At 31.5% G+C, this 25,959-nt stretch carries 17 protein-coding genes and 2 pseudogenes; 2 read left to right on the forward strand and 17 right to left on the reverse strand.

The window, feature by feature from the left end:
- Positions 1 to 71: 71 nt before the first annotated feature.
- The 6 genes and pseudogenes from ACE199_RS04115 to ACE199_RS04140 form a co-directional block, all read right to left on the reverse strand.
- Positions 72 to 2,270, reverse strand: coding sequence for a type IA DNA topoisomerase (locus ACE199_RS04115; RefSeq protein WP_375348703.1), 2,199 nt, complete (start codon positions 2,268 to 2,270; stop codon positions 72 to 74).
- Positions 2,271 to 2,341: 71 nt separating this feature from the next.
- Positions 2,342 to 2,685, reverse strand: a pseudogene (locus ACE199_RS04120) (tyrosine-type recombinase/integrase); the annotation flags it as partial.
- Positions 2,686 to 3,083: 398 nt separating this feature from the next.
- The gene (locus ACE199_RS04125) at positions 3,084 to 3,896 is read right to left on the reverse strand and encodes a hypothetical protein (protein ID WP_375348704.1); all 813 of its coding nucleotides are present in this window, start codon (positions 3,894 to 3,896) and stop codon (positions 3,084 to 3,086) included.
- Positions 3,893 to 6,370, reverse strand: coding sequence for a hypothetical protein (locus ACE199_RS04130; protein ID WP_375348705.1), 2,478 nt, complete (start codon positions 6,368 to 6,370; stop codon positions 3,893 to 3,895). Before ACE199_RS04130 ends, ACE199_RS04125 begins: the two co-directional genes overlap by 4 nt.
- A gap of 63 nt (positions 6,371 to 6,433) precedes the next feature.
- On the reverse strand, positions 6,434 to 9,175 hold the full coding sequence (locus tag ACE199_RS04135; protein ID WP_375348706.1) for a hypothetical protein: 2,742 nt from the start codon (positions 9,173 to 9,175) through the stop codon (positions 6,434 to 6,436).
- A gap of 13 nt (positions 9,176 to 9,188) precedes the next feature.
- Positions 9,189 to 11,042 (reverse strand): hypothetical protein, encoded by a 1,854-nt coding sequence (locus ACE199_RS04140; protein ID WP_375348707.1) that lies wholly within the window; start codon positions 11,040 to 11,042, stop codon positions 9,189 to 9,191.
- A gap of 149 nt (positions 11,043 to 11,191) precedes the next feature.
- On the opposite strand from ACE199_RS04140, the gene ACE199_RS04145 reads away from it, so the two are divergent.
- Positions 11,192 to 12,313, forward strand: coding sequence for a hypothetical protein (locus ACE199_RS04145; protein ID WP_375348708.1), 1,122 nt, complete (start codon positions 11,192 to 11,194; stop codon positions 12,311 to 12,313).
- A 264-nt stretch (positions 12,314 to 12,577) separates the two neighbouring features.
- On the opposite strand, the gene ACE199_RS04150 is transcribed toward ACE199_RS04145, so the two are convergent.
- The 9 genes and pseudogenes from ACE199_RS04150 to ACE199_RS04190 all read right to left on the reverse strand — a co-directional run bounded on the left by ACE199_RS04150 (position 12,578) and on the right by ACE199_RS04190 (position 22,202).
- A complete protein-coding gene (locus ACE199_RS04150; RefSeq protein ID WP_375348709.1) occupies positions 12,578 to 13,780 on the reverse strand; it encodes a hypothetical protein in 1,203 nt (400 codons plus the stop codon).
- Positions 13,777 to 14,619 (reverse strand): serine/threonine protein kinase, encoded by an 843-nt coding sequence (locus ACE199_RS04155; RefSeq protein WP_375348710.1) that lies wholly within the window; start codon positions 14,617 to 14,619, stop codon positions 13,777 to 13,779. The genes ACE199_RS04150 and ACE199_RS04155 overlap by 4 nt, the downstream gene beginning before the upstream one ends.
- Positions 14,588 to 15,280, reverse strand: a complete 693-nt coding sequence (locus ACE199_RS04160) for a hypothetical protein (protein WP_375348711.1) — start codon at positions 15,278 to 15,280, stop codon at positions 14,588 to 14,590. The genes ACE199_RS04155 and ACE199_RS04160 overlap by 32 nt, the downstream gene beginning before the upstream one ends.
- A gap of 691 nt (positions 15,281 to 15,971) precedes the next feature.
- On the reverse strand, positions 15,972 to 18,398 hold the full coding sequence (locus ACE199_RS04165) for a UvrD-helicase domain-containing protein (protein ID WP_375348712.1): 2,427 nt from the start codon (positions 18,396 to 18,398) through the stop codon (positions 15,972 to 15,974).
- Entirely contained in the window at positions 18,382 to 20,031 is a 1,650-nt protein-coding gene (locus tag ACE199_RS04170; RefSeq protein ID WP_375348965.1) for a leucine-rich repeat protein, read from the reverse strand. The genes ACE199_RS04165 and ACE199_RS04170 overlap by 17 nt, the downstream gene beginning before the upstream one ends.
- A gap of 18 nt (positions 20,032 to 20,049) precedes the next feature.
- Positions 20,050 to 20,115: pseudogene (locus tag ACE199_RS04175) on the reverse strand (SEC-C metal-binding domain-containing protein); the annotation flags it as partial.
- A 636-nt stretch (positions 20,116 to 20,751) separates the two neighbouring features.
- Positions 20,752 to 21,453, reverse strand: coding sequence for a hypothetical protein (locus tag ACE199_RS04180; protein WP_375348713.1), 702 nt, complete (start codon positions 21,451 to 21,453; stop codon positions 20,752 to 20,754).
- 19 nt (positions 21,454 to 21,472) lie between these two features.
- The gene (locus ACE199_RS04185; RefSeq protein ID WP_375348714.1) at positions 21,473 to 21,766 is read right to left on the reverse strand and encodes a hypothetical protein; all 294 of its coding nucleotides are present in this window, start codon (positions 21,764 to 21,766) and stop codon (positions 21,473 to 21,475) included.
- A 280-nt stretch (positions 21,767 to 22,046) separates the two neighbouring features.
- Complete coding sequence (locus ACE199_RS04190; RefSeq protein WP_375348975.1) at positions 22,047 to 22,202, reverse strand: hypothetical protein; 156 nt, start codon at positions 22,200 to 22,202, stop codon at positions 22,047 to 22,049.
- A gap of 284 nt (positions 22,203 to 22,486) precedes the next feature.
- On the opposite strand from ACE199_RS04190, the gene ACE199_RS04195 reads away from it, so the two are divergent.
- Positions 22,487 to 23,053 (forward strand): permease, encoded by a 567-nt coding sequence (locus ACE199_RS04195; RefSeq protein WP_375348715.1) that lies wholly within the window; start codon positions 22,487 to 22,489, stop codon positions 23,051 to 23,053.
- A gap of 566 nt (positions 23,054 to 23,619) precedes the next feature.
- Here the strand turns inward: ACE199_RS04195 and ACE199_RS04200 are convergent.
- The gene (locus tag ACE199_RS04200; RefSeq protein WP_375348716.1) at positions 23,620 to 24,954 is read right to left on the reverse strand and encodes an RNA-guided endonuclease InsQ/TnpB family protein; all 1,335 of its coding nucleotides are present in this window, start codon (positions 24,952 to 24,954) and stop codon (positions 23,620 to 23,622) included.
- Between the two features lie 96 nt (positions 24,955 to 25,050).
- Positions 25,051 to 25,599: a hypothetical protein gene (locus ACE199_RS04205; RefSeq protein WP_375348717.1), complete on the reverse strand. Its 549-nt coding sequence runs from the start codon at positions 25,597 to 25,599 to the stop codon at positions 25,051 to 25,053.
- Positions 25,600 to 25,959: the final 360 nt, after the last annotated feature.

The following is a 25,959-nucleotide window of genomic DNA, read 5'->3' on the forward strand; positions in this document are numbered from 1 at the left end:
ACCACTATTTTATGTACGTTAAAAAGACCTTCCAACTCAATTGAAGGTCTTTTTTCTATTATCTAATCTTCTCATTCTGTCTGAGATATTTTTGGGTTTTCTTTTTTCACTTCTTGTTTTTCAGAAAACTCCATCTTCCAGCTAAAGTATTCATTATCAGGGTTTTTCTCATAACGTAAATTAGCATCAAACTTATTTCCCTTTTTACTTGTTAATCCTTTTACCAAAGCAACTCCGTTTTTCAGTAGGCTTTTCACCATTGTTTTCGTAGGTTTCTTTTTCATGGAAGCTAAATATTTATCATTTTTCCAAATGACAAATTTACATCCATTTTTCCAATTACTACAGCCGAAACCTTTTTGTCCTTCAATAATTCCATGCCCGCATAGGGGACATTTTCCTAATACCTCAATTGATTTTTTTTCTGTAGATACTTCGTTGATGATAATATCTTTTTCATTTTTTATTGTATTAACAGACTTTGCCGTAAAATCAAAAATTAGATTTAAAAACTCTTCTTTTGTAAACTTTTGTTTTTCAATATCTGATAATGTTTTTTCCAATCGACCCGTGAATTCTAAGTCAAATAATTCATTTATGGGAAATGTCTCTACTAGCTTTCTTCCTAGCTCTGTACAAATTAAGTTTTTGTTTTGGGTTTCAATATAACCAACATCTTTGAGCTTCTTAATCGTTTCAGCTCTTGTGGCTGGTGTACCAATGCTATATCCACTTAAAATAGCAGCCATCATTTCTTCACTGTCTTCATCTTCATGGCCCTTGCCGCATGTTTCCATCACTCTTAGTAATGTTTTTTCTGTATGATGTTTAGGTGGCTTTGTAGAGTGAGAAGTCAGTTTATGATCCACGATACTGACGACATCATCTACATTTACAAGGGGTAAAATTGTATCCTTTGATTCAATTTTCTCCACCTGTTTCCATCCTTCAACGAGTTGTACCTTTCCTTTTGATACAAATAACCCTTTTATTTCAACGTTATTAATTTTAGTCATAATCTTCGTTTCTTCATGCTCTGCAACAGGCATAAACTGCATGATAAAGCGATTTTTAATGGCTGTATAAACAAGTGCTTCATCACTAGTTAAAGACTTTGGTACTAAATAAGTAGGAACAATGGCACTGTGACTTTCTACTTTCGCATTATCAAAAACACGTTTGGTTTTGGCAAAATGGATTTCATTTTCATATGGTAATCCTCTTTTGACAATATCAAGTACTTTCGCTGCTTTGCCTACGAGACTTTCTTCCAATACAACGCTTGCTGTCCTTGGGTACGTGATATATTTTTTTTCGTAAAGGGATTGAGCTACTTTTAATACTTTATCTGAAGTCCATCCTTTGTATTTGCTCGTGATAAAACCTTGTAAGTTTGAAAGATTAAACAAATACGGAGGATATTCTCGTTTCCGTTCCACTTGCTTATCACTGATAGTCGCCGTTTGATTAGCTAGAGCTTGTTCGACTTTTTCTAATGTTTCTTTATCTTTAAATTTATCTTCTTCGTTTTCAACGTATGTTCCTTCGTACTCTTTGTCATCTTTCGTCTTGAATGTAGCTGCTAATTTAAAATAAGCTTCCGGCACGAAGTTCTCTATCGTCTTGTCTCGATCATAAATAATCTTTAATGTCGGCAACAGCACTCTACCAATATTCAAGGCCTTCCCTGCACCTTTCTGATACTTCAAGGTCGCCACTGAGGTTAAATTAATACCAATCACCCAATCGGCCCACTGTCGGCCAATACCTGCATCTTGGAGTGGTCTCATTTCAGTATTAGGCTTCAGATTTTGAAGGCCTTTTAACACTTCATCGGGTGTCCACTCGTTTAATAGTAGTCGATAAACCTCTTTCTGCGTCTTGAGATTATAAATGATTGTGTCTCCTATGACCTGTCCTTCTCTATCGAAATCACAAGCTGAGATGATCATGTCTACATCATTTCGTTTCATTAAGCTATAAATAATTTTCAGTTGCTTTCTAGCCCCAGAATCTTCTTTTCCCCTATCTCTAGGATCACTTTTTACTTTATATCGAAAACCATTTGGAATAAAAGGGAAGTTTTCCATCCGCCATTTAGCCATTTTCTCATCATAGTCCCTAGCATCAAAAAGCTGAAGTAGATGGCCAAAAGCCCACGTGATGATATAATTATTCCCTTCAAAATATCCATCGTTTCTTCCCTTTATTTTTAAAGCATCTGCAATATTTTTCGCAACAGATGGTTTTTCTGCTATAATAACTTTCATTCAATAATCTCCTTACCTTACATACTACAGTCTTAAATATTATACATATTTTTTATGTGATTTTAAGCTCATTAATAAAATTTTGGCAGTGCTTCTACGGCATCTGATAACTCACTATATGAATCCTTTATATAGCGAGTTGTGGTGGGAATATTACTATGACCAGCCAAACGACGAACTTTCTCAATATCGTTGTTTGTTGCCTTGAGCATCCACTTACAAAATGTATGTCTGAACATATGAGGACTTAATCTTTTATCTTCAAAACTGTAACTTTCAATCATTGTTTGAATACCACGAATAGAAAACTTCCTTGAGCGTTGACTATAAAACAAATATGATAAATGGGCAACAGCACTTTTTTCTTCGCCATTTTCTTGCGGAATTCTAACCAATCTTTAAGCTCATGACATAACAAAGATTCCAGCATATCATTAATCCACCTTCGAATTCAGCACTTATAACCAGATAATTTATTTCAATTCTACTCTCCCTATAAAATACTCTGATATCATTTACATATGACTTAATAGTATGAATTGATTTTCCTTTTTTCATTTAAATATTTTTTATAAAGTTCTAGTACCATTATCCATCCCTTCTTATATGCTGAGTTAAATAACCCGTAATTTGAGCCTATCCAATCAAAATTTCAATATTATACGATGAGTTAAAGGACTTGTTTTGTTGATCAATAGCGCATAATGTGGGTTATGTGACTAGTATTATTACACTTAGATATACTGATAAAAATAAAAAGAGCCGTATTAAATGAACGACTCAAAAAACTTTCTAATCGACTTAATCTTTTAATTAAACTTTTTTACACTGATTTACAATATCCTTAAATAAGTTATAGGCATTAACCTCTTTCTTTTTAGTGAAGATATCCTCATTTAACTTCATATAGTAATAAAGTTTCTCTGTATCTAATTTTGCTTTATAAAGATCATTGCCATCTCCATCTTTATAAATAGCTGAATTAGATTCTCCTTCCTTAATAAAAAATAAACCGTTAATAAAATTATTGTTAATTTCCTTTAATCGTTCGTTTTCAACTTTTAACTTTGAGAACTCTTTTAATGTCACTCCATTCTCTTTATCAGAACTGTCCTGTATTTCCTGATTTAAAAGAGTTATTACATTTTCATAAATTGGTTCATAAAATTCTGATGACAGAGTTGACTGATTCATTTTGTACCCTTTTTTATCTTTTAGTTCCATCAGCTTCTGTGTCAAAAAAACTTTGGACATTTTATCACATTTAATTTTACCATTTACTATATCCAAAGCTAACTTCTTGGCAGTTTTTTCAATATTCAAATAATTTTCTTTAGCGTTTTTTTTTCTTATTATTAAAGAGTTATTCCTCCCAGTTTCTAATTTATCATTATTAATTCCTGTAATTTCTTCAATCCATTTTTCTAAATTATTTTTATAATAATCCTTTTTAGAAAGAGTATTTGCACTTATCTGTTTGTTACGTTCGTCCTTAAATAAAATTTTAGTTGCATCAGCAATCACCTTTTTGCTAAAGCATCTAACTCCTTTATCATATAAATACTTAATAGCCTCTTTAACACCATTTTCTTTACTGTTTCGAAGTTCATCATTATGATTCTTCATATGAAAACCTTCCTATTGTTTTTAGTTCTATACGCCGCTAATTCAATATCCTTTCCAAGTTTATTAGTTGATTTTAGTAGCTTAATATTTTTAATAATGCCAGCATCTAAATCCATCTTTCGATTATATCTCATAAAATGATTAATTATTTTTTTGGCATCTTCTTCCTTCATTCCAAATCCTTGCTCTTTAGAAAGAAAAGAAACCTCCATTGCCTTATCAATAATTACAAATCTTTTAATTAAACTTGTTATTGCATTTATTAATAATGACTCTCCACTTTTTGTTTTTGATAATAAACTTTTTTTGTTCTTATTAATCTTATCAATTTGAGCATCTATTGTTTGGATATGTCTAACTAAAATAACTGAGATATTATTCATTTTTTCCTCACTATAATTACCAGTTTGAAAATCCTCACACGCAAGACAAGACATGCCCGCAGCTGAACATGAAAATTCAACATGACAATTAGTATTTTGATCTATGTACTCTTCAGCCTCATTCACATCGATCTCCAATGAATTATTTTCAAACTGATCCAAATAGTCTGCAACATCTTGTATTAATAATAGTTCAGGTCTTTTAACATTGTCCTCTATATGAACATAATCAGGTGATACTAATTCATTTTTCGCACTGTAATGATCATTAACCTCCATCATCTTAGCTACTTTAAACATTAATCCACTTGTTTTTAAGTACTCTTCTTGACTAATGACATTGGTATGTCCAATGTCATCTTGTATCTCATGTCTAGTTAGCCCCCCATGTAATAATAGCCAATTTATATTTCCATGCCTTAAATCATGAGTAGTAAATAAAACTTTTCCCTTTAATAATTTATCTTTTAGAAATGGTACACTTTCGTATAAAGCTCTACTAAGAATGTCATAATGAGATCCACATATAATTCCGTTTTTCTTCTGAATCGCTTCTAATTTGAAATATATTGACTTACTACTATATTTCGAAAGATTCAAATTTGGAAATAGATACTTCTTTTCAATTTGAAGACTATCATACATTTTTTCAGAGGCCGCAATGGTTTCTTTAATGATATCAAGATGTATAATATCTAATTCGTATATCTCACCATTTATTTGTTCCCCCCTAAATAAGCTTACCTCTCTATCATTATTACCTTTTAATGTGATTAATTTTATATATGGTTCAGTATATTGCGTTGCATTCTTCACTTCGTTTAATAGCAAACTTGCAACCTCAGTTACCCTTGAACCTGTTATCATTACAATCCATATCAGTCTCACATGAAAAAAATGAACTATTTCGTGTTTATTCATATCTTCAAAACGCTTGTTTCTACTTTGGATAATTTCACTTCCAACCGAAGAAATAAGAGCTTTTAATCCTGTTTCCATAATTCCAACATGATTTATATTATTAGGAAGCTTCGGTAAATGTTGGTCAGAAAATTTATATATTATTTCTTGAGCATCATAACCATCGTCATGAATAACATCGTTATAATATTTAAGAACACATCTTATCGAGTTAAAAGTCTGGTTCATTTTTATACGATCAATATTCTCCCGAATAAACTCATCCCTATGCTCATCCTTTATATTATCTATTTTCTTTACACCTTGTTGAAAACAGCAATTTGTTAAACTCGCCCAATCACTAATAATTACTTTTAATCTATTTATTGGAAACAACTCTTTCTCAATACTTTCATTAAGAAATAACCTTATAACATTATAAAATTCATTGCCTTGGTAACTTTCAAATTTATTGTTAAAATGTTGCCACAAATCATCTATTTTAGTTAATGGTTTACCAACCCATAAGTTGTATAAGTATTCCACTATATTTTCTTTCTCTTTTATTACTTTTTGTTCTACAAGAAATTGGTAAAACAAAATTACAAATTCTTTTATCCTATCTTTTAAATCTCTAGCCTGTTTTGTATGGAGTCTATAAAAATAAAATAAATCATTAATAATATTATCTTCTGAAAGTTCGTCGGGAGTCGAATGAAATAATACTAGTGAAATAGCAAACCATTTGTTCTTCATATGTTTTATGTCAATTATTTTAGGTAACCCATTTGGCTTTCTTTTTTCATAAATACTGTATAATACTTCAAGCCTTCCCATAACCTTGCTATATTTTAAAAAAACATTTTCTTCAATGAACTCTTTGTCAATAGAAATTTGGGCAAAAGCCATATTTAACAGTACATAGTCAATAAAGAGATTTTTATTATTTTTACCTTCTCGTGATCCTACATCAAAAAACTTAGAATATCCTTCTAGTTCAATTCTATTTTCTGAAACTATATTTTGGGCAAACCACCCTCTAAAACAATTGCTAATTTCCCCCTTTTTAAAGCCAGTATTCCTAAAACCAAACTTTTCTCTAAGTTTTTTATATTCTATGAGTGTAAGTGTTTTTACATTTTCTTTCTGTCGTGAAATTTCTATAATACTTTTTTTTAAAAGTCCACTCACTTTTACATCACCTTGACAAATTTATTTTCTAAATACGAGAACTGAACAGCATTAAAAAATTTTTTACGATGTACTTTCAAGTCCTTTTGAAATCATTTCAATTATTTCAAAAGGAGCAATCTCTAGTTCTTTATGTAGTCGTTCCAATAAAGAGGTTACCCTACTTCTTAAAGATTTAATATGGTCTATACTACTTACTTCATCATAGTGATAACAATAAATATCATTAATAGCCTTATGGCATCTAATAATTTCACCAATTGCCATAGAAATATCACTAGCTTGTAAAATATGATCATTACAACTTATACAAGATATTTTATTAAAAAGTTTAGGACAACTAAAATTGGTGCATAATCCAAAGTAAGCCGCACCTTCAGGCACAAAGCCTTTATTCCCATCAACTTTTGATAAATTATCGAGAACGATTTTAAATGACTTTTCTTTTGAAATTGTCTCAAGTAATTCTTCATTTATTAATCCAAATGGTAATGTTAATAATTTAATAATCTTCTCTATGCTTGTTGATGTAAGAACATCTGTTAATTCATTCTTTATCCTACTCTTTATTGAATTTTCGTGAATTTTCGAATCAACATTTGAGTAATTAGCTAAATCTGGTAAACTCTTCATAAAGACTAATCTTCCCGAAGTTAAAATATCCAATAACCTAGACCAGTTATATTTTTTTGTCATCTCTTTAGATCTATGCCGTAGTAGACGTTTAACAACTAACTCTTTATACTCATAATCATTTTTGTATTCAAAATCATAATAACTAAGACAAAAGAAAAAGTATTCAGCTGCCCTGTGCCTAAGAGCGTGAAATAATTTCCCTTCCGTTATCTCTACTTCAGCCCTACTACATAATTCATTAAAAAATTCAGTTAAGCGATACCTGCTTATTCTTCTACAACTTATTTTATCTTTTCTTTTTGGATCGATGAATACAAATTGCAGTACATACTTTGTTTCAGATTTCAATTTAGATTTCGTTCCATCAAGAATGTCATGCTCAACCGTTAAAGTTTCTGAATAATGAGTTCTTCTTATCTCCATACACCTTTCAATCAATAGCGCAGTATCACTTGATATAGGAACAACTCCAAAACGTTCAAATATTTTTGACCAACCTAAAACACAAATATAGGTCTCTTCCTCTTCAATATAAGAAAGTGTACCGAACATCATGTTTATTACTTCACTAACCCTTACTCCAGCATCTGCTATAATTCTTAACATAGTTATCAGCTGTAACTCATTAAAATAATCGATTGTTCCTTCTTCCGATTTAAATTCATAGTTGTATATTGCTCTTACAAATTTATCTACTATATCTATGTCTTCTTTAAATGTACCCTCTCTCAATGGAGTATCTAAAATTTTTACCTTTTCAATACCATACTCCATTACAGTTTTTATATTGCTTTCCCCCTCTACTACACTTGATTGTATTTCTGCTGAATTTGCTGACTTCCACCGGTAGATTTTTCTATTGCCCCCCCTTATCTCATGTTTACTGTAAGGGAATTTTATTTTAAGATCGTATAAGTTATTCTCTTCAAAAATCTCCTTCATTTCATAGAGAACAGTACAAAAATAATTGAGCCTTCTCCAAGCAGTCTCTTGTTGGAGTCCACTTTTCTTAGCATTATTAATATAGCAATCAAACCATTTTTTTATATTATCTACGCTTAATTGATTTACTTTTGTCAGTTCCTTGGGTTTGTATGACAATACTTGGTTGGCTTTTTGAAATGCCTCAATACTTCTTGAATTAAATAACATATAATGTTTGTATAGTATAAAGTGATAGCTAATTTCATCCTCTAATAAACTTTGTGCAAATTGTTCAAAGTTATTACAAGGAAAAAACCTCTTCGTACTTAATTTTAAAAAATAAATAAAGTTTAAGGCAATCACGTCTTTTTGGCAATAAGGTAAAAATCTATTTATCTCAGAAATACTTTTTACATCCAAGTCTAAAAAATTAAGAGATAGCCAATCTACCTTACATTTTTGTTTCAAGCTTTTAGCATTTAACAAAAGAGTGAAAATAATATAATAAAGATTTGATCCTTTACTTACCGATATGAATTTCCTTTGTGTTTTATTTAGTTGATATAATTCACTTTCAACAATATTTAGATTTTTAATAAAAGGTATAATTGCTCTTACGTAACAATTAATATCTATTCCATCCCTATTTGCTTTACTAGATTGAATTGATTGAATTGACTTAATTTCGAAACGTTTAAAACTTGAAGCTGAAATTTCAATCGGGATTTTTATCTCTCTCTTGAATGCAATGCAAAAGCCAATAGTATTTATACAGGAAGCGATGGGTAATGGAGGCTTCCTTATCCTAATGGTCTTAGCCATTTCTTTTGTAACAAATAATGCATCAAGAGGATGGTCTAAATACTCTGTAACATATACAGCTATTCTATACTGTTGATCCTCACTTAACTTATTCCAACTAGAATTATTAAATATATCAATTGTTTTTAATATTTGAATTACTTCGTCTTTAGTTATTAACTGCTGGTCACAATCCCATTTAATACTGTTATTAGGCTTCAGTGGGTTTTCTGACATCCAACGACTAAGCAATATATTATCGTTTTTATCAATTAATTCAATATCATATGTCCACAATGCCTTTTTAGAATTGTATTTAATTCCGCGTGTCGATAACATTCTCCTTATGGTGGCATTACTAACATTTATTTTCTTTGCAAGATACTCTATTTTGTCACTTATTTGGTTATCTTCAAGCACTTTTATAACCTCATTCAACTTCATCTTAATCCTCATTTCAATTTACTTCATCATTTTCAATTTGTTCTTTAAAAATTAAATTCCCAATATTATCCTTCATATATCTAAACAACTTAATCCTTGCTTCTTTAATTTTTTCACTATCTGAAAAAAAGTAAACTGTTTCAGCAACTGTTGATGTTGGAACATGGCCAACTTCCTTCTTTAGTAGAGCATCATTATATTTCCCTTTTTCCGTCTCAATGCATATTCGTGAAGATATATAAGTATGTCTAAAAGAGTGAGTAGTGAGATCCTTTTTCATTGCGTGTTTTAAGACTTTATTTGGTTCATATAAAGCTCTCATTATCTTAGGTTCAACTTTTTCACAAATACTTTTAAACCAAGTAGTATTCACAGTATCCGGTTCAATAGCTGAACCTTTATTAATCTTCTGATTAATGAACAAATAGTCTTTATCAATTTCACGTCTAGGATTAATAGTATTGAGAAGTAGCTGCCTTTCAATCAAATAAGTTCTTATTAAATTTCCTAACCAAGAATTATCAAGTAACTTTCTTATTTTCTGAATCATATATCTATACTTTGAAGAGTATCTTGGATCATCAACAGATATTCCTTTTCTTGATTGCTCATAATGATAAAGCATTATTTCTTTTACAAGGTCATATGGGTTCTTTTCTTTCTTTTCAAGAATGATCTCTTTTTCAAGTAATTTAATAAAGTCAGTTTGATTAACAAAAATTGTATCTATATTTAAATTCAGTAGATCTGGCAAATCAAAATAATCCCTCAACGGCGTTATTCTAGGTGTTTTAGATTTATTTCTTCTTCTTTTTGATTCATATAACCGTCTTTTTGCTATTCTAATATTAAATTCTAAGTATTTATTGATTAGGATATCTACATCCTGATCGTTTTTTGGTTCATCAAACATGTCTTCCCAATGTGCAATTGTTTTGCTTCCATACGGGTTTAAATAATCTAGAGTTACTCTGACATTTTTAATAAGCATATTTAAACATTCTGATTCCCTACAGCCAGAAAGAAGAAGAAGAAGAAAAAAAAGTTTTCTTTGCGAGTATTTTTGGATCATATTCGAATTAAAGAATCTCCTTAATTCAGTTTCATAAAATACTCTTCTTTTTCGTCTTGTAGAAATTGATTTCTTACTTAGTTTAGTTACTTTCTTAATTCTTCCATCTATATCCCAATCAATGTAATATTTACGAGAATGTTCATTGAACTTAATTGCTCGCCTAGCTACTTTCCCATCAATTGCTTGATACCGATGAGACCAAGAGGGTGATTTGCCAAGCCAGTGTAGATACTCTAATACCGAACTAACAGTATCTTTTATAAAATTAAAATTATGGGTCCATAACATTTTGTCCTCATCAAATTTAATATTCTTAGGATCATAGAAAACTGTAAATTTTTGATTTGAATCAAACAGTAATTCAGTGTACCACTCTTTATAAATTTTTCTAATTATCTCTTCATTATTTGATATATAGGGATGAACTGCTAATACTTTAATTTTAGAAGGATGTTCTTTTATTCTCTGCAACATCCTTTTTGGAATAAAATATAAGTACTGAATAAACGTTTTTAGACATTGATTTGTTAAAGGTTCCTCAATATTAATCTTATGTAATCTACAAAAATTCAAATAGTGACAGATCGATTTTGCTGCAATTTCTAATTTATTTTCACTAAATTCTTCGTCAAAATACTTCTCTCTAATGTAATCAAATGCTGGCTTCACAAGCTGGTGGTCTGGACTAAAAATAACTTTAGAAATTTTTCTATTCCTGTAAATATGATTCTCAACATAAAACATCCCATCTATTTTTCTATCAGTTTTATTTGTATAATCAATATCCTTCATTTTCCCCTCCGCAAATAAAATAATTGATAGGTGTAATATCTAAAAACTAGTTTACAATTCTCTACAAAAAAAATAACATAAAGACATAGATACTGTACCCTTTTAAAAGGGTACAAATACCGGGTACATAAAAACTTGGAGGGTGACTATTGAATCCTAATAAAATATTTATACAAAAATGCGTTACTTCGATTAGAGTCTTTAAAAATTATGATTCTATTTATGGACAAAAGTTTAAAAGAATTAGGGAGTGTTTCATTCCAAAACTCCATTACATCGATAAAGCCTCAATCAATTTGAACCTAAATCGACAAGACTTTTTTGAGGACTTTAATATCACAAATGTAATTGTTAGTGACTCGATAATAGCAGGCAATTATTTAGAGCTATCAGATACATATAATCCAATAGAAGAAGGGCAAGAAATATTTACAGAGTTACCAAAAATAAAGGATGAAGATTCATTGAGAAAATTTATCAAAACCTATGGATTACCACTATCAGACTCATATAATGATTTCGATAATGTTGACAAGATAACAAAAGAGGATTATTTTTTCCCACCTATCTCAACCAATTATAATGAGCTTTGTTTTTTTTCAATGAAAGTAAACAACCTTTTCTTTCAACTAAGTCAATATCAATATTTATTTTTTGTCTGGGTAGCTATTAAAAATAATGAAAAAGAAACCCTTCGTAGAATTAGAGATCAGTTTAAAGAAGAAGCTGAATCTTCCACAGAATTAGCTAAAGAAGCATTTATAGAGGAATATATAGAAGCTTTAATGGATTTTGAGATAGATTCAAATCATGATGAGGATGAGGATTTGCATTACAATGTAAAATTTCAAGAACTACTAAATAATAAATCATTAGAAAAGCTATATAATTCTGTTACCAGTGATATTACCTTCCTTTGGAACAAAGTTAAAAACGAAAGCCTTGGACACATTGCAAAAGCTTATTTCTCATATCTATTAAACAAAATGCCTTCCGGTGAAATTGTAACAACTTATGAAAATGGTTACATAATCCCTGCTTTAAAGTTCAATGATCTATTTGAGGTTGCATATTATCAATTAAAACAAGCTGTATATTCAGAAGCACAAATAAGTGTATGTCTGTATTGTAATAATTTTTTTATCCAAGATCATGGTAATCAAAAGTTTTGTCGTCCTAATCGACATGTTAAAGAAAGCTCTTGTAGAAATACTTACAAAAAACGAAAGCAGCGGGCAAATAGACAAAAATCAAAATCTAATAATTCGTAATGAATATTTAGTACACTTAAATAAAAGACAGTTATTTTCATGTTATTTCAGAAAAAAAGACCAATTTTACGAGACTAATTCAAAGTGCAAACATTAAATTCCAATACAAAATATAGATACTAAAAAAGGTGAGACGCTACTTATAGTAGGTACTCACCTTTCTTTTATTGAATTATAGACTCTTGCAGCCTCTTTTTCCTTTCTATTTTTTATTCAATATAAATAATCTTAAAAAATACGATTACTATGTAACAAGAAGTCTTATCAAACTTCGGCTATAAATGATCCTAAAAGTGCTATTTCCTCTTTCCTATCGGCTTTAAAAGCAGTCAAAGCATTTAAAGTAGGATCAACAACATCTATAAATGATCTTTCGCCTAACCTTAATCCACTTTCTACCATCACCTCTAATTTTGCACTTGAATTTTCTAGCAATTCAATTGATACATCTAATCTTTCCGAAAAAGGTATTTTAGAAAACTCTAACCATTGTCTATTTATTTCTGTTAAATAATGTCTAAATGCACTTGGTTCCCCCCAAGGAACATTTACAGGATTATCAGCTTCTAATAAAGGCCTACAATATTCACAAATTGGTCCAAAGGATCCTTTTAAACCTCTACGATACGCTAACGCAATCGTTTCAGATCGAAATTCGGATAAAGTATCAGCATCATAGTACCATGTTGCCCTCTGTATAACTTTAGAATCCTGCGTATCAAAGTTATCGGGATCAAAAGAGCGAACATTTCGGAAGTTTCCTGAAGCTATACCACTAACACCTGCTCCAGCATAAAAAAGGTGTTGCTGATTTGTATATCCTAGAATAACTTCCTTACCTGACAATGATATACTCAACAAGCTATTTAGCAAATTATAAATATACAAATCATTTGTAACCAAATATTGATTTTTAGGATGTTTTAAAACTATATAAACTCCCTCCACCGGATAGCTAATAATTTCATTTACGGTCTTATCCAACATATCCTTATCTAGAATTACATCTGGTCCCAATGCAATTGTAGATAATATAGGTTTATTGACTTGCAGTTTTTGTGCAGAATCTGCAAAGGTATACTGCATCTGTAACCAATCTTCTGACGCAGTGTTAGTATATCTACCGGGTAAAATAACCTTGTCTACATTTAATATATTCTTTTGAAATTCTATAACACCTCTGCAAAGCTCAGAGGCCCCTTTATCAGAAAACTCAACAGTATTGAAATCCATTCCTCCCCAATATGGATAATCAAGTATTTTTTCAAGACTTGTTCTTGGTTCATAAAACTGTGGGTCAAACAGAACTTTGCCTTTTTTCTGATGAATTTCACTAGCATGTTTTTCAATTTGTTCTCTAGTACAATTTCTTGGAGAAAGAATTACTCCAGTTCCTATATTACTTTCTAGGAATTCTCTATTTAATCCCATCATTCCATGTCCTTGTTGTAAATAAAACTGTGTCATTTTAACACTCCTTCCATCTTTTTAATCAGGATCTCTATATTAGGAGGTCTCCGATGAACGGGCTTTTGTAAACACCAATCTATTAATTTGGATAACTCAGGATTACAGTTGTTTAAACTTGGAGGTTGATATTTTAAAGTTTTTAAAATAGCTTCTGAGGATGTAGTACAACCATGTGTAAAGGGGTTAGTATTATTGATCATTTCATACATAATAACACCCCATGAAAACAAATCCGTTCTTGTTGAAATTGCTCTTTTTTCGTTTTTGATTTGTTCTGGTGCTGCGTAACCGGGGGTATGTGGTCCAAATATTGCAGCATCATGAGTTAAACTGTTTAATTCAAGATGCCTAGCAATCCCAAAGTCTAGTAATACCACTCTCATATTAGGATCAATCATTATATTTTCTGGTTTAAGGTCACGATGAACCAACTTTTGCTTAGATACTTCAGATACTGCATATAATAATTGGACACCAATATACGTAGCTTCATCTTGTGATACCCGTCCATTAATTATTCTATTTCTTAAAGTATCGCCTTCAATAAATTCTTCTACAATGTAAATGACTTCTTCATCATTTACTTTTGCTTGACCAAACTTATAAATCTCTGCAAATCTAGGAGGTTTAAAACCTGAAGCAGCTGTTATCTCTCTGACTGTTCTTTCTATATTTTGGTCAACCTTAATTATTTTAAATGCAACCTTTCCTACTGATCCGTAATTAGCTTTATATACAAATTTTTGTCCCCCCTCCCCTTGCTTTTCAATAATCTCAACAAAAGGAAAGGCATTTCTAAGTTCTTCAGACCCTACTAAATATTGGTTTTGATTCATTTTCAACCTCCATCAATTTCTCATTAATTGCCCATATGAAAGGTGAATTATTAATTCCTTTTTTTGCAGGATTAGCTACCGTTTTATAACCCAGTTCAGAATCATAAAAACTCAAACCTACACCTTTTTTAATGCATTCTTTTAAAATTTTATCAGCAAGTTTTTCACTCAAATATGGCATAAGTACATAAGATTCATTTGTAAACCATAAATGTCTTTCTGCTTGATCGATAGCCTCTTGCCAATTTTGCAATTTTGCTTCAAATGTTAAAATTCTTTTTACGGCCATTATTTCTGACTTTGGGCGTGCTTTAACAAGATGATTCCTTTGTGAAATTAGGTCAAGACTAATTAATTCTTCAATAATGGTAAATAGTTTCCTGTTATTAATTCTTAAAAAATCTCCAAGTTTTTCAACACTAACCCAACGACGTGATGCTAAATATGAAATAGCATAGCAACCTATTTGTGAAATAGAATCTTTTGTGGAGTTCCGCGAACAAAGGATTTGGCGGTCATATTGAATTAGAGCTATATCTGGTCTTCCATATCCAGTTTTTAATTCTTTTACAACAAGTGAATCATAGCTTAATGAACTTACAATTTTTTCATTAGAATGAATAAATTCATCAACAAAATGTGCCTCTGAATCCCAAAGCAATTTATATCCCCCCATTCTAAGTTCTTAGATGAATTATTGTAGGGTTTACATCTATTATAACAAAATATAGCAATTATTCATTCAAATACCTCATATGAATGAGTTTTGTCATTTTTTCAAATTTACGACTTACATATATCCAAAATATTTATACTGACGAAATCGGATTTGAAATAAATCACAACATATTTTTCACATAAATAATAATCCGACTATACACAAGATATCTTGTGTATAGTCGGATTATTCAGGGTAAATTCTTTTTGCAAGCATCCTATATAAGAGGTAATTGCATCTTTTGGGATGTTCTTGTATTCAGAAGGAAACTTTACTAGTTTACATATCGCCATAGATGCAGGTATACCATGACAGTAAATCATTTCTGGAAAACTAATTTCTTCAGAGTTTAATTGCTTTACTAAATGTTTCATCCACTGTTTTTCAATATTAGTTAGAGTTTTGACATTCGTATCTTTAAAATTAACTTTTCTGCAGTATACCCTTCGGAAAAACAACGTACAATGTCTGTATGTCCCCGGCTCCATCATCTCTCCCAAGTAGGTCATAAAGAGTTTTTGAAACCTTCTGCATTCGTTTAAAATATACATCGTCCTTTTTAAAAATCGTAAACATTTCCTTGGTTTCTGTTTCTTCATTGATAATATAGGTTAAATAAAACCCTAAAATATCCCTATTTCTTGAAAATACTATTCAATATTTGCTTACTAGATTGCTTTTGAGCCTGCTCCTTCTCTGTTTCTACAAACGCATAACCATAGTTCCCCTTAATTACACTTCTATGACTTTCAAAGTGTTTTTGTAAGAGATCTTGAATATTAAACTGTTCTACAATGTATGCCGAATTAATGGATGCGAGTTTAATCTTATTATTTTCAATATCAATTTTTAAACCTTTTTGCCCTAATTGTATAGGTGTATCCTTATCAAATAATGTTACTTCCCACAATAAATCATTTTTCACTAATACTTTTTCACTCAATGCATCGTACAACAGCTCAGCTGCCTCTTTATTTGTTGCATAAGATGATATAAATACTTCACTCATACGAGCGCCAGATCCAATTTTATAATGAATTTTCATTCTAACATTGCCTTTAATCGAGTAACCTTTGGCCTTCTCTAATGCCTTTAACAATGCTTCTAAATGGTACAATGTACATCTATCTAGCTTAATATGCATATACGTATTAAACACATCTTCTAATTGTGTTAGATGTGCATGACTCATCAGACGTTTGCATAGATTTACCTTCTCTATCACACCAGCCTTCTCATATGCATCTGCTGCTTGCTCGTATTTATTAAGCCTAAATAGCTTGTCAGCTTCTTGTAGCCATTGTATCTTATTACTAACTGTAAACTTACTCTCAATTTCAGTCTCAAAGTTTACATATGACCTTATTTTTTGTTCCAAAATCGTAGCTTCTTCCTCAAATAAAATGACATCCTGTTTGCTACGTGTCAATGCTAAGTACAATAGATTCAAATACGTCACATATAAATCCACACTGTCCTCTTCTTGAAACAGGCGCTGCCACACATTTTTAAATACAGTTAATATATTATATAAATATACCTGTTTATACTCTAGCCCCCGGGTTTCCTCTATCGTGAATATTCTTTTAATGCCCATTTCCTTTAAGGTCTTCTTCTCATATTGATCTGCTACGATAATTGTCGCATTAACGTCCTCCTGAGCCTTCAATAGAATGTTCATATACCTATCATTCCATCGAAGAAGCGTTGGCATATTCCCAGCACGTACGGCAATATCAGGCACATTATGAGGTTCTTTAAATAATTCGTTCTTTAATTGTTTCAACAAATTAAGTATATGGATTGTGGGTTCTGTAGAACGATAGTTTTTGTTGATATAAAATTCTTTTAATTGGTAGTCACTCGTATATAGCGCTTGCTTTAAAAAGTTTACATCAAAATGATAATTATCTGTACATTGTGATGTGTCCCCAAGCATTACGAGTCCCGCCGGATGACGGGATAATTTTAATAAATACGTCAATTGCTTTTTCGTCAATTCTTGAATTTCATCACAAATAATATAAGTAAAAGTTTGAATATTTTCCTTCTGCAATGCATGGTACGCTAAGTCATTAAAATCATATAACCTATTTCTTTGGAGCCAAAATTGATACTTTGATGCAAATAAATAAAGATGACGCTTTGTTTTTTCATTATAATTCGAATGAGAACACTTTAAATATTCATCTCGCGTCATCATAATAGAATCTGAATGATAGCCTTTTATAATAGTATTAATTTCAATCCATAATTCTCTCACACTAAAGCCAGCTAAATCCTGTAGCAAATCCGATACTATAAGCCATTCTTGAAAATCACCATAATTAACAATTCTTGACTCATAGCCTACCTCATTTTTCAAATGTGAATCTAGAGCTTGAAAATTCACATGATGGAGAACAGTTTCTGGCACTGAATTGTTTATTTTTTCTATTAGATAATCTGATTTTGTTATATATACCGTTTCAGCATGTAGTTTGGAATTCAGGATTGCTCGACGTAAAGCAATACTGGTCTTTCCGCTACCTGCACAACCTATTATTAAAACTGGCTGTGCATATTGTTGAATGCATTCAAATTGATCTAAGGTAAATACAAATTCATTTGTATTTTCTATTATTGCTAATTCAATATATTCATCATCAAATACTTCATACTCTTTTATTTCTTGTAAATGTTGTATTAATTCTTGTTGAATATACAAATCAATCGAATGGTCGATTTCTTCTTGTTCAAAAGAGGTTTCATCAATTTGAAAGTCATGCACTTTATCAAATTGACGATTGCCCTTAGCTACTCGAATTTGATCATCATGTGATTGAAAACTTAAAAATACAATGTCACCTTGTTCATCATAGCGAAACAGTATCCGATCACCACTATTTACACGAAACTTATAAATATTTGTCCCAACTACTTTGCGAATCCAAAACCCTTTCGGTAAGTCAGATAATATCTTCTTTTTTGGAATTAATATGCTAAAATCTTTTAACTTCTTTTGAACTACTTCTCTTTTTTCAAGAGGCACATTCTTCATAAAATTAGCTGTAATCTTCATTTATTTCATCCTTCAATAAAATTAATAATCTTTCAGCCGTACTTATGCAAATTTGATCATATTCCTCCATTTCCTTGTTAGTAGGGTTCGAATGAACATAATTGCCCGAAAGCATCTTTTGTACTTTTAAATATGGGTTTATACCTTCTTGATATTGTTGAATCACCGGGGTATATAAACTATTTAACATAGACGAATCCAGCAAGGCATGTCCAATATGGCGAAGCACTTCATAAGGGTCCTGTCCGAACGAAATAGCCATTTTATAAGATCGAATTGCGGCCTCGTAGTCTTCCTTAGCGTATAGTACCTTTCCTAAATTATAATAGGCTGTATGCATATATGGCTTAAATTCAATAGCCTCTTTATATTTTTCAATTGCTATATCAAGCTCTCCACGATGCTTTGCATTATACCCCTCTGAAAGTATCTCAATATATAAATCTTTTTCGGTTTCTTCTTCCTCATCATGGGACAGTAATTCTTCATCAATAAGCTCAATCGAATCCTCAATGCTATTTCTCCAACCATATTCGCTAAAAATATCCTCTTTTAATTGTGATATTGTATCATTATATTTTGACTCATCAACTACATCCCACTGTAGTGAAGGGATGAATTCCTGTAATAAGATGAAGTTAGATTTACGTTGAGGAAATTTCCCCCTATATTCATCCTTATTTTTTATTAATCCCATGTTTAATAGTTGATAATATTCCGGGTCAAGTACTTCTACTTTTTTCTTTTTATCATAGACCGCATATACTGTACGAATATGCGAGACACCTAGAAACACATTTTGTGAAATTTCCGGCAACTTAGTCGGCAATGTTAACAGGGTAAGGCTGTCACAATTTTGGAAAGCTTGTGACGCAATTGATGTAAGCTTTTCTGGTAGCAAGACATACTTCAAATTAAAGCAGCCAGCAAATGTCATAGTTAAGATTTTTTCGACACTGCTTGGTATATCAACATACTCTAAATTTTGGCAGTTATAAAATAAAGAATTTGCTAAAAACGATATCCCTTCCGGCAGTTTAATCGCCTTAATATTTGTTTCCGAAAAGGCATAGGCACCTATATGTTCAATCTCTCCATTAAACTCTACTGTGGTTAAACAGCTGCATTCATCAAAGGCATAGCCATCAATATGACAAACAGTTGAAGGAATTGAAATAGCTTGCAATGAATGACACCCTTGAAACGACCATCTTCCTATTTTCTCAAGACCTTCGTTGAATTCAACCTGCTCTAGATTTGAACATTGATCAAATGCTTTATTTTCAATCTCAGTTACCGTTTCTGGTATATATACTGCCCGAACAAATGAACCTGCAAATCCATCCTCTGCAATACCGATGACTTCTTTACCCATAATAGTTCTAGGTATTTTAACAATTTCACTATTACCCTTATAGGATATATAGCCTTCTTCCAAGATAAACTCTGTGGAAGATGTTTCGGGAATGGTTTCAAATTCTAGATAATCAATATGCGCTAGTGTTTTTATATCTCTTGGAGTCGGTTTGCCAATAAATTCCATAAAATCCTGTAAAAACAACTCTTCACTTACTAAAGGTTGTTCTCTTCCACTATTAATCAATCCGGACCTATTAGTTGCTTTCTTCTCCATAAAAGGGCTTTTCTTTTTTTCACAACATTTTCGATACTGTTTTCCGGATCCACATGGACAAGGTTTTCTTCTTGGGTAGGACATTTAATCACCTCTATTTTCTTAAATAACTAGACTAATATCATCCTTAAAATGAATTTTGCACTAGGTAAATTATACTATACTAGACTTATAAAATAATTAAATGTTTTAGAAAAGGAATTCCCTAAGATTTGTATATCTAGTTCTACAAACATTCCCTAATAATATCAACTAGCTTGAAGGCTTCTATCCTCCTAGTCCCCTCGCGAATTTTCCACAAAATAAAAAACCTTGTTTTTGTAAACAAGGACGTTAAATAAATGCAATATATTCATTTGTAATGACTAACAAATTCTAGAGGTGTCCAATTCATACTTCTTTTGAAAAAACCATGTCATGCGAAGATAATTTCCATCGTGTATTTGGGGCTACTTGACGTTTACCATCAAATTAATGTTTTTGTTAATATAAAATTTCGAATAATCAAATTTTATCGTATATTTTATCTACACAAAAATCCAACAATGCCTTTTAAAGCATTAATTTTAAAATTTCAAAAACATCTAAACATTATTCAATTTATGTATAAAAAAATGAAAGTATGTTTTTTTATACATAAATTGAAATGCGAAACTGAAAGTGAATAAGATTCTATTGATCATTAACAATTATTATTAAAATCTATACAAACTTATATTACTAAACTCTAGCTTGAATTGCAGCTTCTTCATTTGCACCCGAATTTGGATTTGCATTTGCAATAAAATGGTATATAGTTAAGCTGCTTGAATCATCTGGATTTACATGTTTCGAAATAATTAAGTTCTTCATTTCTTTTATAGTGAGTATTTCTATAGTTTTGAAATAATCTATCTCTCCTTTTTTAACACCAAAACTTTGAAGTATTTCGTCAATTTTATTATAAATATCCGGAAAATTACTTTTTCTATTTAGAATGATAGTAAATCCAAATTTTGTACTAGGCTTCATATATCCCAATAATTGCTTAACCTGTTTTCGAAACTTCCCCCATTCCTTTATTTCACCAACACAGATACTTGTATATATATTTTTTAGATAAGTATGCATGGTAATATCCGGCTCCCCTATAGTTTTTTTTGCAAAACCACTTGGTTGCTCCCTTCCTACAATAATATTATATTCTTTAAACTTACCTTGTAAGATATCCCTGATATCATCACTGAATTGATTCTCTGATGTAAGCTGTAACCTTTTTGGATCAGCTTCTCTAGAGATTATTGCATTATAAATATCGGTGACTATTTCTTTTTCTAAAGTTTTAAAATCAATATTCTTTCTTATACTGTCTAATTCTGTTTCACAAAATGATTTATAGTTATCAAAAATATTCTTACGTAATGAATAAGTAAGTTCTTTCATTTCATTAAACAAAATCCTGTCAGGATCTTTTATAGGCTGCAAAAAATTGATTATTAGCAGAATAGCTAAAATAGTAAGGTGAATCTACAATGCTTGTTAATTGATTAAACATTACCATTATTTTGGTCTTATATTCCTGTAATAACCCATTTGAAAAGGTTTTATCAGGCATAGACCATTCATCATGTAAATTTTTTAGTTCATATATAAATTCAATTGAAGTAAGCTCAACTGAAAAATCATGATTTACAATATATAATATATAATTCCTTATACTCTTTATAAATTTATTTTTTAATTTTTTATCTCCCATAATGTTCCCCTTTAAAAGAAAATATTAATTCTTATGATTCCCTCTTATCCAATCCACTAGCAATGAACCATTAAAACAAATTATTCACACTGAAATTTAAGTATTAATTTGTTTATCTGTATCTTTTTGAATCTAGATTTGTATGTTACAAAAGAAGCAAATAAATTACTCTAAATTCGAATTAACAATTTAAAACTTTTAATTTTTGTGTCTAAGGAGTTTTCAAGTAACTTTTTCTGTTTTTAAAGCATTATATTGGCCTCAAGGTGTCAAATTTTCTCTACAAAATACAAAACCGTGTAAAAGGTAAATGGCCGAACGCCCATGTTACAATATAGCCATTTCCTTCAAAATAACCGTCTTGTCGATTTTTTATTTTCAGTGCATCTGCAATATTCTTCGATACAGATGGCTTCTCTGCAATAATTAACTTCATTCAATTAATCACCTTACATCTAAAATTTCCGAAGCACACTTGCTTAGTTTTTTATTTTATCATAGACAGGCTTATAATTGGCAGAAGATCATATAAGTGTACTTACTTAAACATTTAAATTGTCGTTACATACCTTTATTATTTAAAATAATCGTTCAATATCGTTACAATCATATGAAAAATTTACATTTTTTCAAAATTCTATCTATACTAGAACGCTATAATAGTAATTGATTCGTTATTGTTTTGATGAAATAAGTGAAGTCGTTTAGGAGGTGGTTGAAATGTTCGCCGGACATTTCGGAGTTGCTGCTACAGTGAAAAATAAAGCACCAGAACTTCCGCTTTGGTCGCTGCTGGTCAGCACACAATTGCTCGACATTGCGTTTGTTCCATTTAATTTAGCTGGAATAGAGTCAATGGAGCCAATAGGTGAAGGCGGCTATGCCCACATGATGATATATGCATTCTATACTCATTCTTTCGTGGGAGCACTATTGCTTACTATTCTAGCAGCATGTCTTGCTGGAGTATTTTGGGGTAAAAAATCAGGAACTATTATAGGCGCTGTCGTATTCAGCCACTGGATACTAGATTTAATTGTTCATCGCCCGGATCTGCCTATTCTCCCAGGAAATGCAGGTAATCTTCCACTTCTTGGTTTCGGACTATGGGAATCTGTTCCCTTAAGCATTCTAATAGAATTTTTCTTAATTGCAGTCGGTTCTTTTTTTTATTTCAAGCATGCTCTTCAGTCATCAGGTCCTGAACGCAGAGGAAAAGGGATTGCAGCTGGATTTATCATGACTGTCTTTCTCTTCCTTTCTTTGGCCATTGACGTTTTCTCATAATAAACAAGGCATAATTCAATCGGATATCGTATCATGCCTTGCTATTATCACCTATGTATTGTCTTAAATTAGTTTTCTCCTCATAATCTAATCTTCTTAGTCACTAGGTCTCATATTATATACAGGCGGAAACCTCATTTACTTATGATAAGGATATCTAAATAAGTTTTTATGCTCTTCTCAAAACCGAAACTATCTAATCTATTCCCTTTAAAGATGGATGTTTCAAATTGATTTAAAGGAAAACATTCAGAAATTCACTTTTTCAAATACAACAAAGAGCATCAAACATCACCATGCTAAAAAAGGAAAAGCAGACACAACAAATGTAGGCTGTAAAGATTTACAGCCTACACTCATTCCAATTTCTTAATAAACAAAATAAACATTCTCTAACACATATTTGCCATTCTTTAATTGGCTGACCACTCCCACGGCTGAAGCCAGTGGGGTTCTTTCTCGCAAACATTCCACTTACAAACTTCCACAGGAAGGTGCAGGGGTGAAACTTGGGCGAGCAACTTTTGAGAGAAAAACAGTCTTTCAAAAGAGCAAGGTCGGTGCCACTACGCCATTCGACTGGCGATACTTGGTTCTTTCCTCGGTTTATCCTTGGGATGTTTCGTTTTTTGTCTGATTTCTTCAGACAAAAAGCGTTTATACCAAATCGGTTGTTTGAATAGGACCGAATGAAGAGGTTGAACTGCCATCGTATGTTTTTTACGGGCAATATTTTGTGCTCCGTTTACATCACGATGGATTTCTGTTTTATGAACAGAACAAATAAAGTGTCTTCCTTTCGCTTGATGTCGTCCATTACAAAACGGACAATCTTGAGAGGTATAGCTTTCTTCTGTTTCCTCTACTTTTATCCCCATCAATGCCGCTTTATAGGTGAGTTTTTGTTTCATTTTCCCTTGGTTCCACAACGACAGTTGTTGTCTTCTGACTTTACTAGTTTTTTGTTTCTTTTTCTCATTCTTCTTTGTCCATTTTTCAATGCCTGATACATGGCCTATCACGAAATGTGTGACTTGTTCTTCGACTAAAAAAGAAACGACTTCTTTTGTGGTTTTATGTTCCAACTCTTTGAGTTGATTTTTACTAGTTTGACGAATGCGATATTTGGCTTGTTTATACTTTTTCCATTGATTAGAGCCCTTTTTACAGCGAGACATCTTTTTACTTAACTCCGCCAATACTTTCGCTCGGAATTGAGAGATACTACGCATGGCTCGTCCTGAAACAAGAAGAGCCTTGTTTTCTGTCGCGACTGCCACGGCATGAATTTCTCCTAAATCAGCACCAGCCACCTTTTTATCAAACGATGATACATCCCTTTCAGGGACTTGTACAGTATAACAAAACCAATAGGCACTGTCTCTCCATACAATTTCTGCGTAGTTACATTCATCTAACGGTTCCTCCGAAAGATTAGGAAGAAGAATAGCCTCATTTTTCTTTGGGAATTTTTCGTTCCAATTCTTCTTTTTCTTTTTAGTCAACCATTCAGGAAGTGAGAATCCGTAGGATGCCTTTTTTATCGAAATGGTATCTTTGGTTATATCCATCGATGCTTTTTTTAATGGGATGCAATAATAGTATTTCCTTCTCCACGGATACTTCGCTTTTTTATCCGTTTTTCGAAGCTGTCGAATCGTTTCTCGATTCGCTTCATACTTATCCGCAATGGCTTGAACGGTCTGAGAATGGAGCTGATACGTTTGTTTTCGAACAAATTGAATCTCTGTTTTACTTAACCACTTTTTACGAGAAACATAATAAGAAGTCGCTTCTCGAACGATATCATTCCATACAGAAGCTGCTTCTCTCTGCATCATTCTTAATTCTTCATATAGATATTCCTCATAGGGAATACGAAATGAATGTGTGACAAACATGTTTTTTTCCTCCTCTCTTGTTTTCTATACAACCATTCTACAAGAACACCAGTTCCTATTACAAGAAATACACCCACACACGAAAAAATCGAACCATTAACGTGTCACGAGACACGCCTGGTTCGACCTCTCTATCATCCCACCTCTAAAGAAGTGGGCTTTCTCGTTCGGGAAATCTGTAAATGTAGCAAATCCCGTTCCTTTATACGTATTGTCAACTTTCAACTTGGACGTTTTAACTTCTTTAACGGCCTTCGAATAAGTGGAAAGAGTTTTTTTCGAATTGGCTTTTCTCATTCCCTTTACTTTTTGACTGTAATTATTACGTACATATTTGCAGCCAAGTAAATAGTTAGTATCTGCATTCTCAGCTACATGTTTATTAACATATGAATTGAAAGATTTAGTTTTTCCTGTATTAAGCGAATCACCATAGATTTTTATAAGTTTAACAGCTTCCGGCTTTAATTCACTTGTCACTTTTTTCGTGCTAAATTTCTTAGGGAAAGTTAGTACCCCTTTTTTCGAAACAGTAGCAGATGCTTTTGTCACACTAACAGATGTAGATGTTTGATGTGTAGCTTTAGTTTCTGCTCCGACTCCTATTGAGCCAAATAAAAGGCTACATGCTACAATCGTTGACATGATTATACTTTTTTTAATTTCTTTCTTCTTTGTTTCATCAAAATTCCCTCACTTCTATCTTCTTTGTTAAGATAGATTTTTTAAATATATATCCACATTAACCAATATCATCATAAGGAATCTATTATTTGGTTTAACACTTCAAAAACAGGATAAAATACCCAATATATTCATTTGAATAATTAAATCAATCTATTTCGCTTTTATTTACAAAAAATAGTTGAAGACAACAAAGAAGAATGATAAAGTACCCGTCCTCATCCAAAGTATATTAGGGGCTGTTAAGTAACTAGACTCTTTAAATCAAATCAAAAAAGCCAGATTGAAACTGGCCTTCTTATAGTTGAAGGCCATCTCTAA

Source organism: Peribacillus sp. Hz7, assembly GCF_042136355.1.
GTDB classification, from domain to species: Bacteria; Bacillota; Bacilli; order Bacillales; family DSM-1321; genus Peribacillus; species Peribacillus asahii_A.

Excerpts from the sequence above, each read along its gene's own strand:
- ACE199_RS04195 (WP_375348715.1), top strand. The coding sequence starts at position 22,487 with ATGTTCGCCGGACATTTCGGAGTTGCTGCTACAGTGAAAAATAAAGCA.
- ACE199_RS04185 (WP_375348714.1), bottom strand. The coding sequence starts at position 21,766 with ATGGGAGATAAAAAATTAAAAAATAAATTTATAAAGAGTATAAGGAAT.
- ACE199_RS04140 (WP_375348707.1), bottom strand. The coding sequence starts at position 11,042 with ATGAAGGATATTGATTATACAAATAAAACTGATAGAAAAATAGATGGG.
- ACE199_RS04170 (WP_375348965.1), bottom strand. The coding sequence starts at position 20,031 with ATGGAGAAGAAAGCAACTAATAGGTCCGGATTGATTAATAGTGGAAGA.
- ACE199_RS04180 (WP_375348713.1), bottom strand. The coding sequence starts at position 21,453 with ATGAAAGAACTTACTTATTCATTACGTAAGAATATTTTTGATAACTAT.
- ACE199_RS04165 (WP_375348712.1), bottom strand. The coding sequence starts at position 18,398 with ATGAAGATTACAGCTAATTTTATGAAGAATGTGCCTCTTGAAAAAAGA.
- ACE199_RS04135 (WP_375348706.1), bottom strand. The coding sequence starts at position 9,175 with ATGAAGTTGAATGAGGTTATAAAAGTGCTTGAAGATAACCAAATAAGT.
- ACE199_RS04125 (WP_375348704.1), bottom strand. The coding sequence starts at position 3,896 with ATGAAGAATCATAATGATGAACTTCGAAACAGTAAAGAAAATGGTGTT.
- ACE199_RS04155 (WP_375348710.1), bottom strand. The coding sequence starts at position 14,619 with ATGAATCAAAACCAATATTTAGTAGGGTCTGAAGAACTTAGAAATGCC.
- ACE199_RS04200 (WP_375348716.1), bottom strand. The coding sequence starts at position 24,954 with ATGTTTGTCACACATTCATTTCGTATTCCCTATGAGGAATATCTATAT.
- ACE199_RS04115 (WP_375348703.1), bottom strand. The coding sequence starts at position 2,270 with ATGAAAGTTATTATAGCAGAAAAACCATCTGTTGCGAAAAATATTGCA.
- ACE199_RS04190 (WP_375348975.1), bottom strand. The coding sequence starts at position 22,202 with ATGAAGTTAATTATTGCAGAGAAGCCATCTGTATCGAAGAATATTGCA.
- ACE199_RS04150 (WP_375348709.1), bottom strand. The coding sequence starts at position 13,780 with ATGACACAGTTTTATTTACAACAAGGACATGGAATGATGGGATTAAAT.
- ACE199_RS04205 (WP_375348717.1), bottom strand. The coding sequence starts at position 25,599 with ATGTCAACGATTGTAGCATGTAGCCTTTTATTTGGCTCAATAGGAGTC.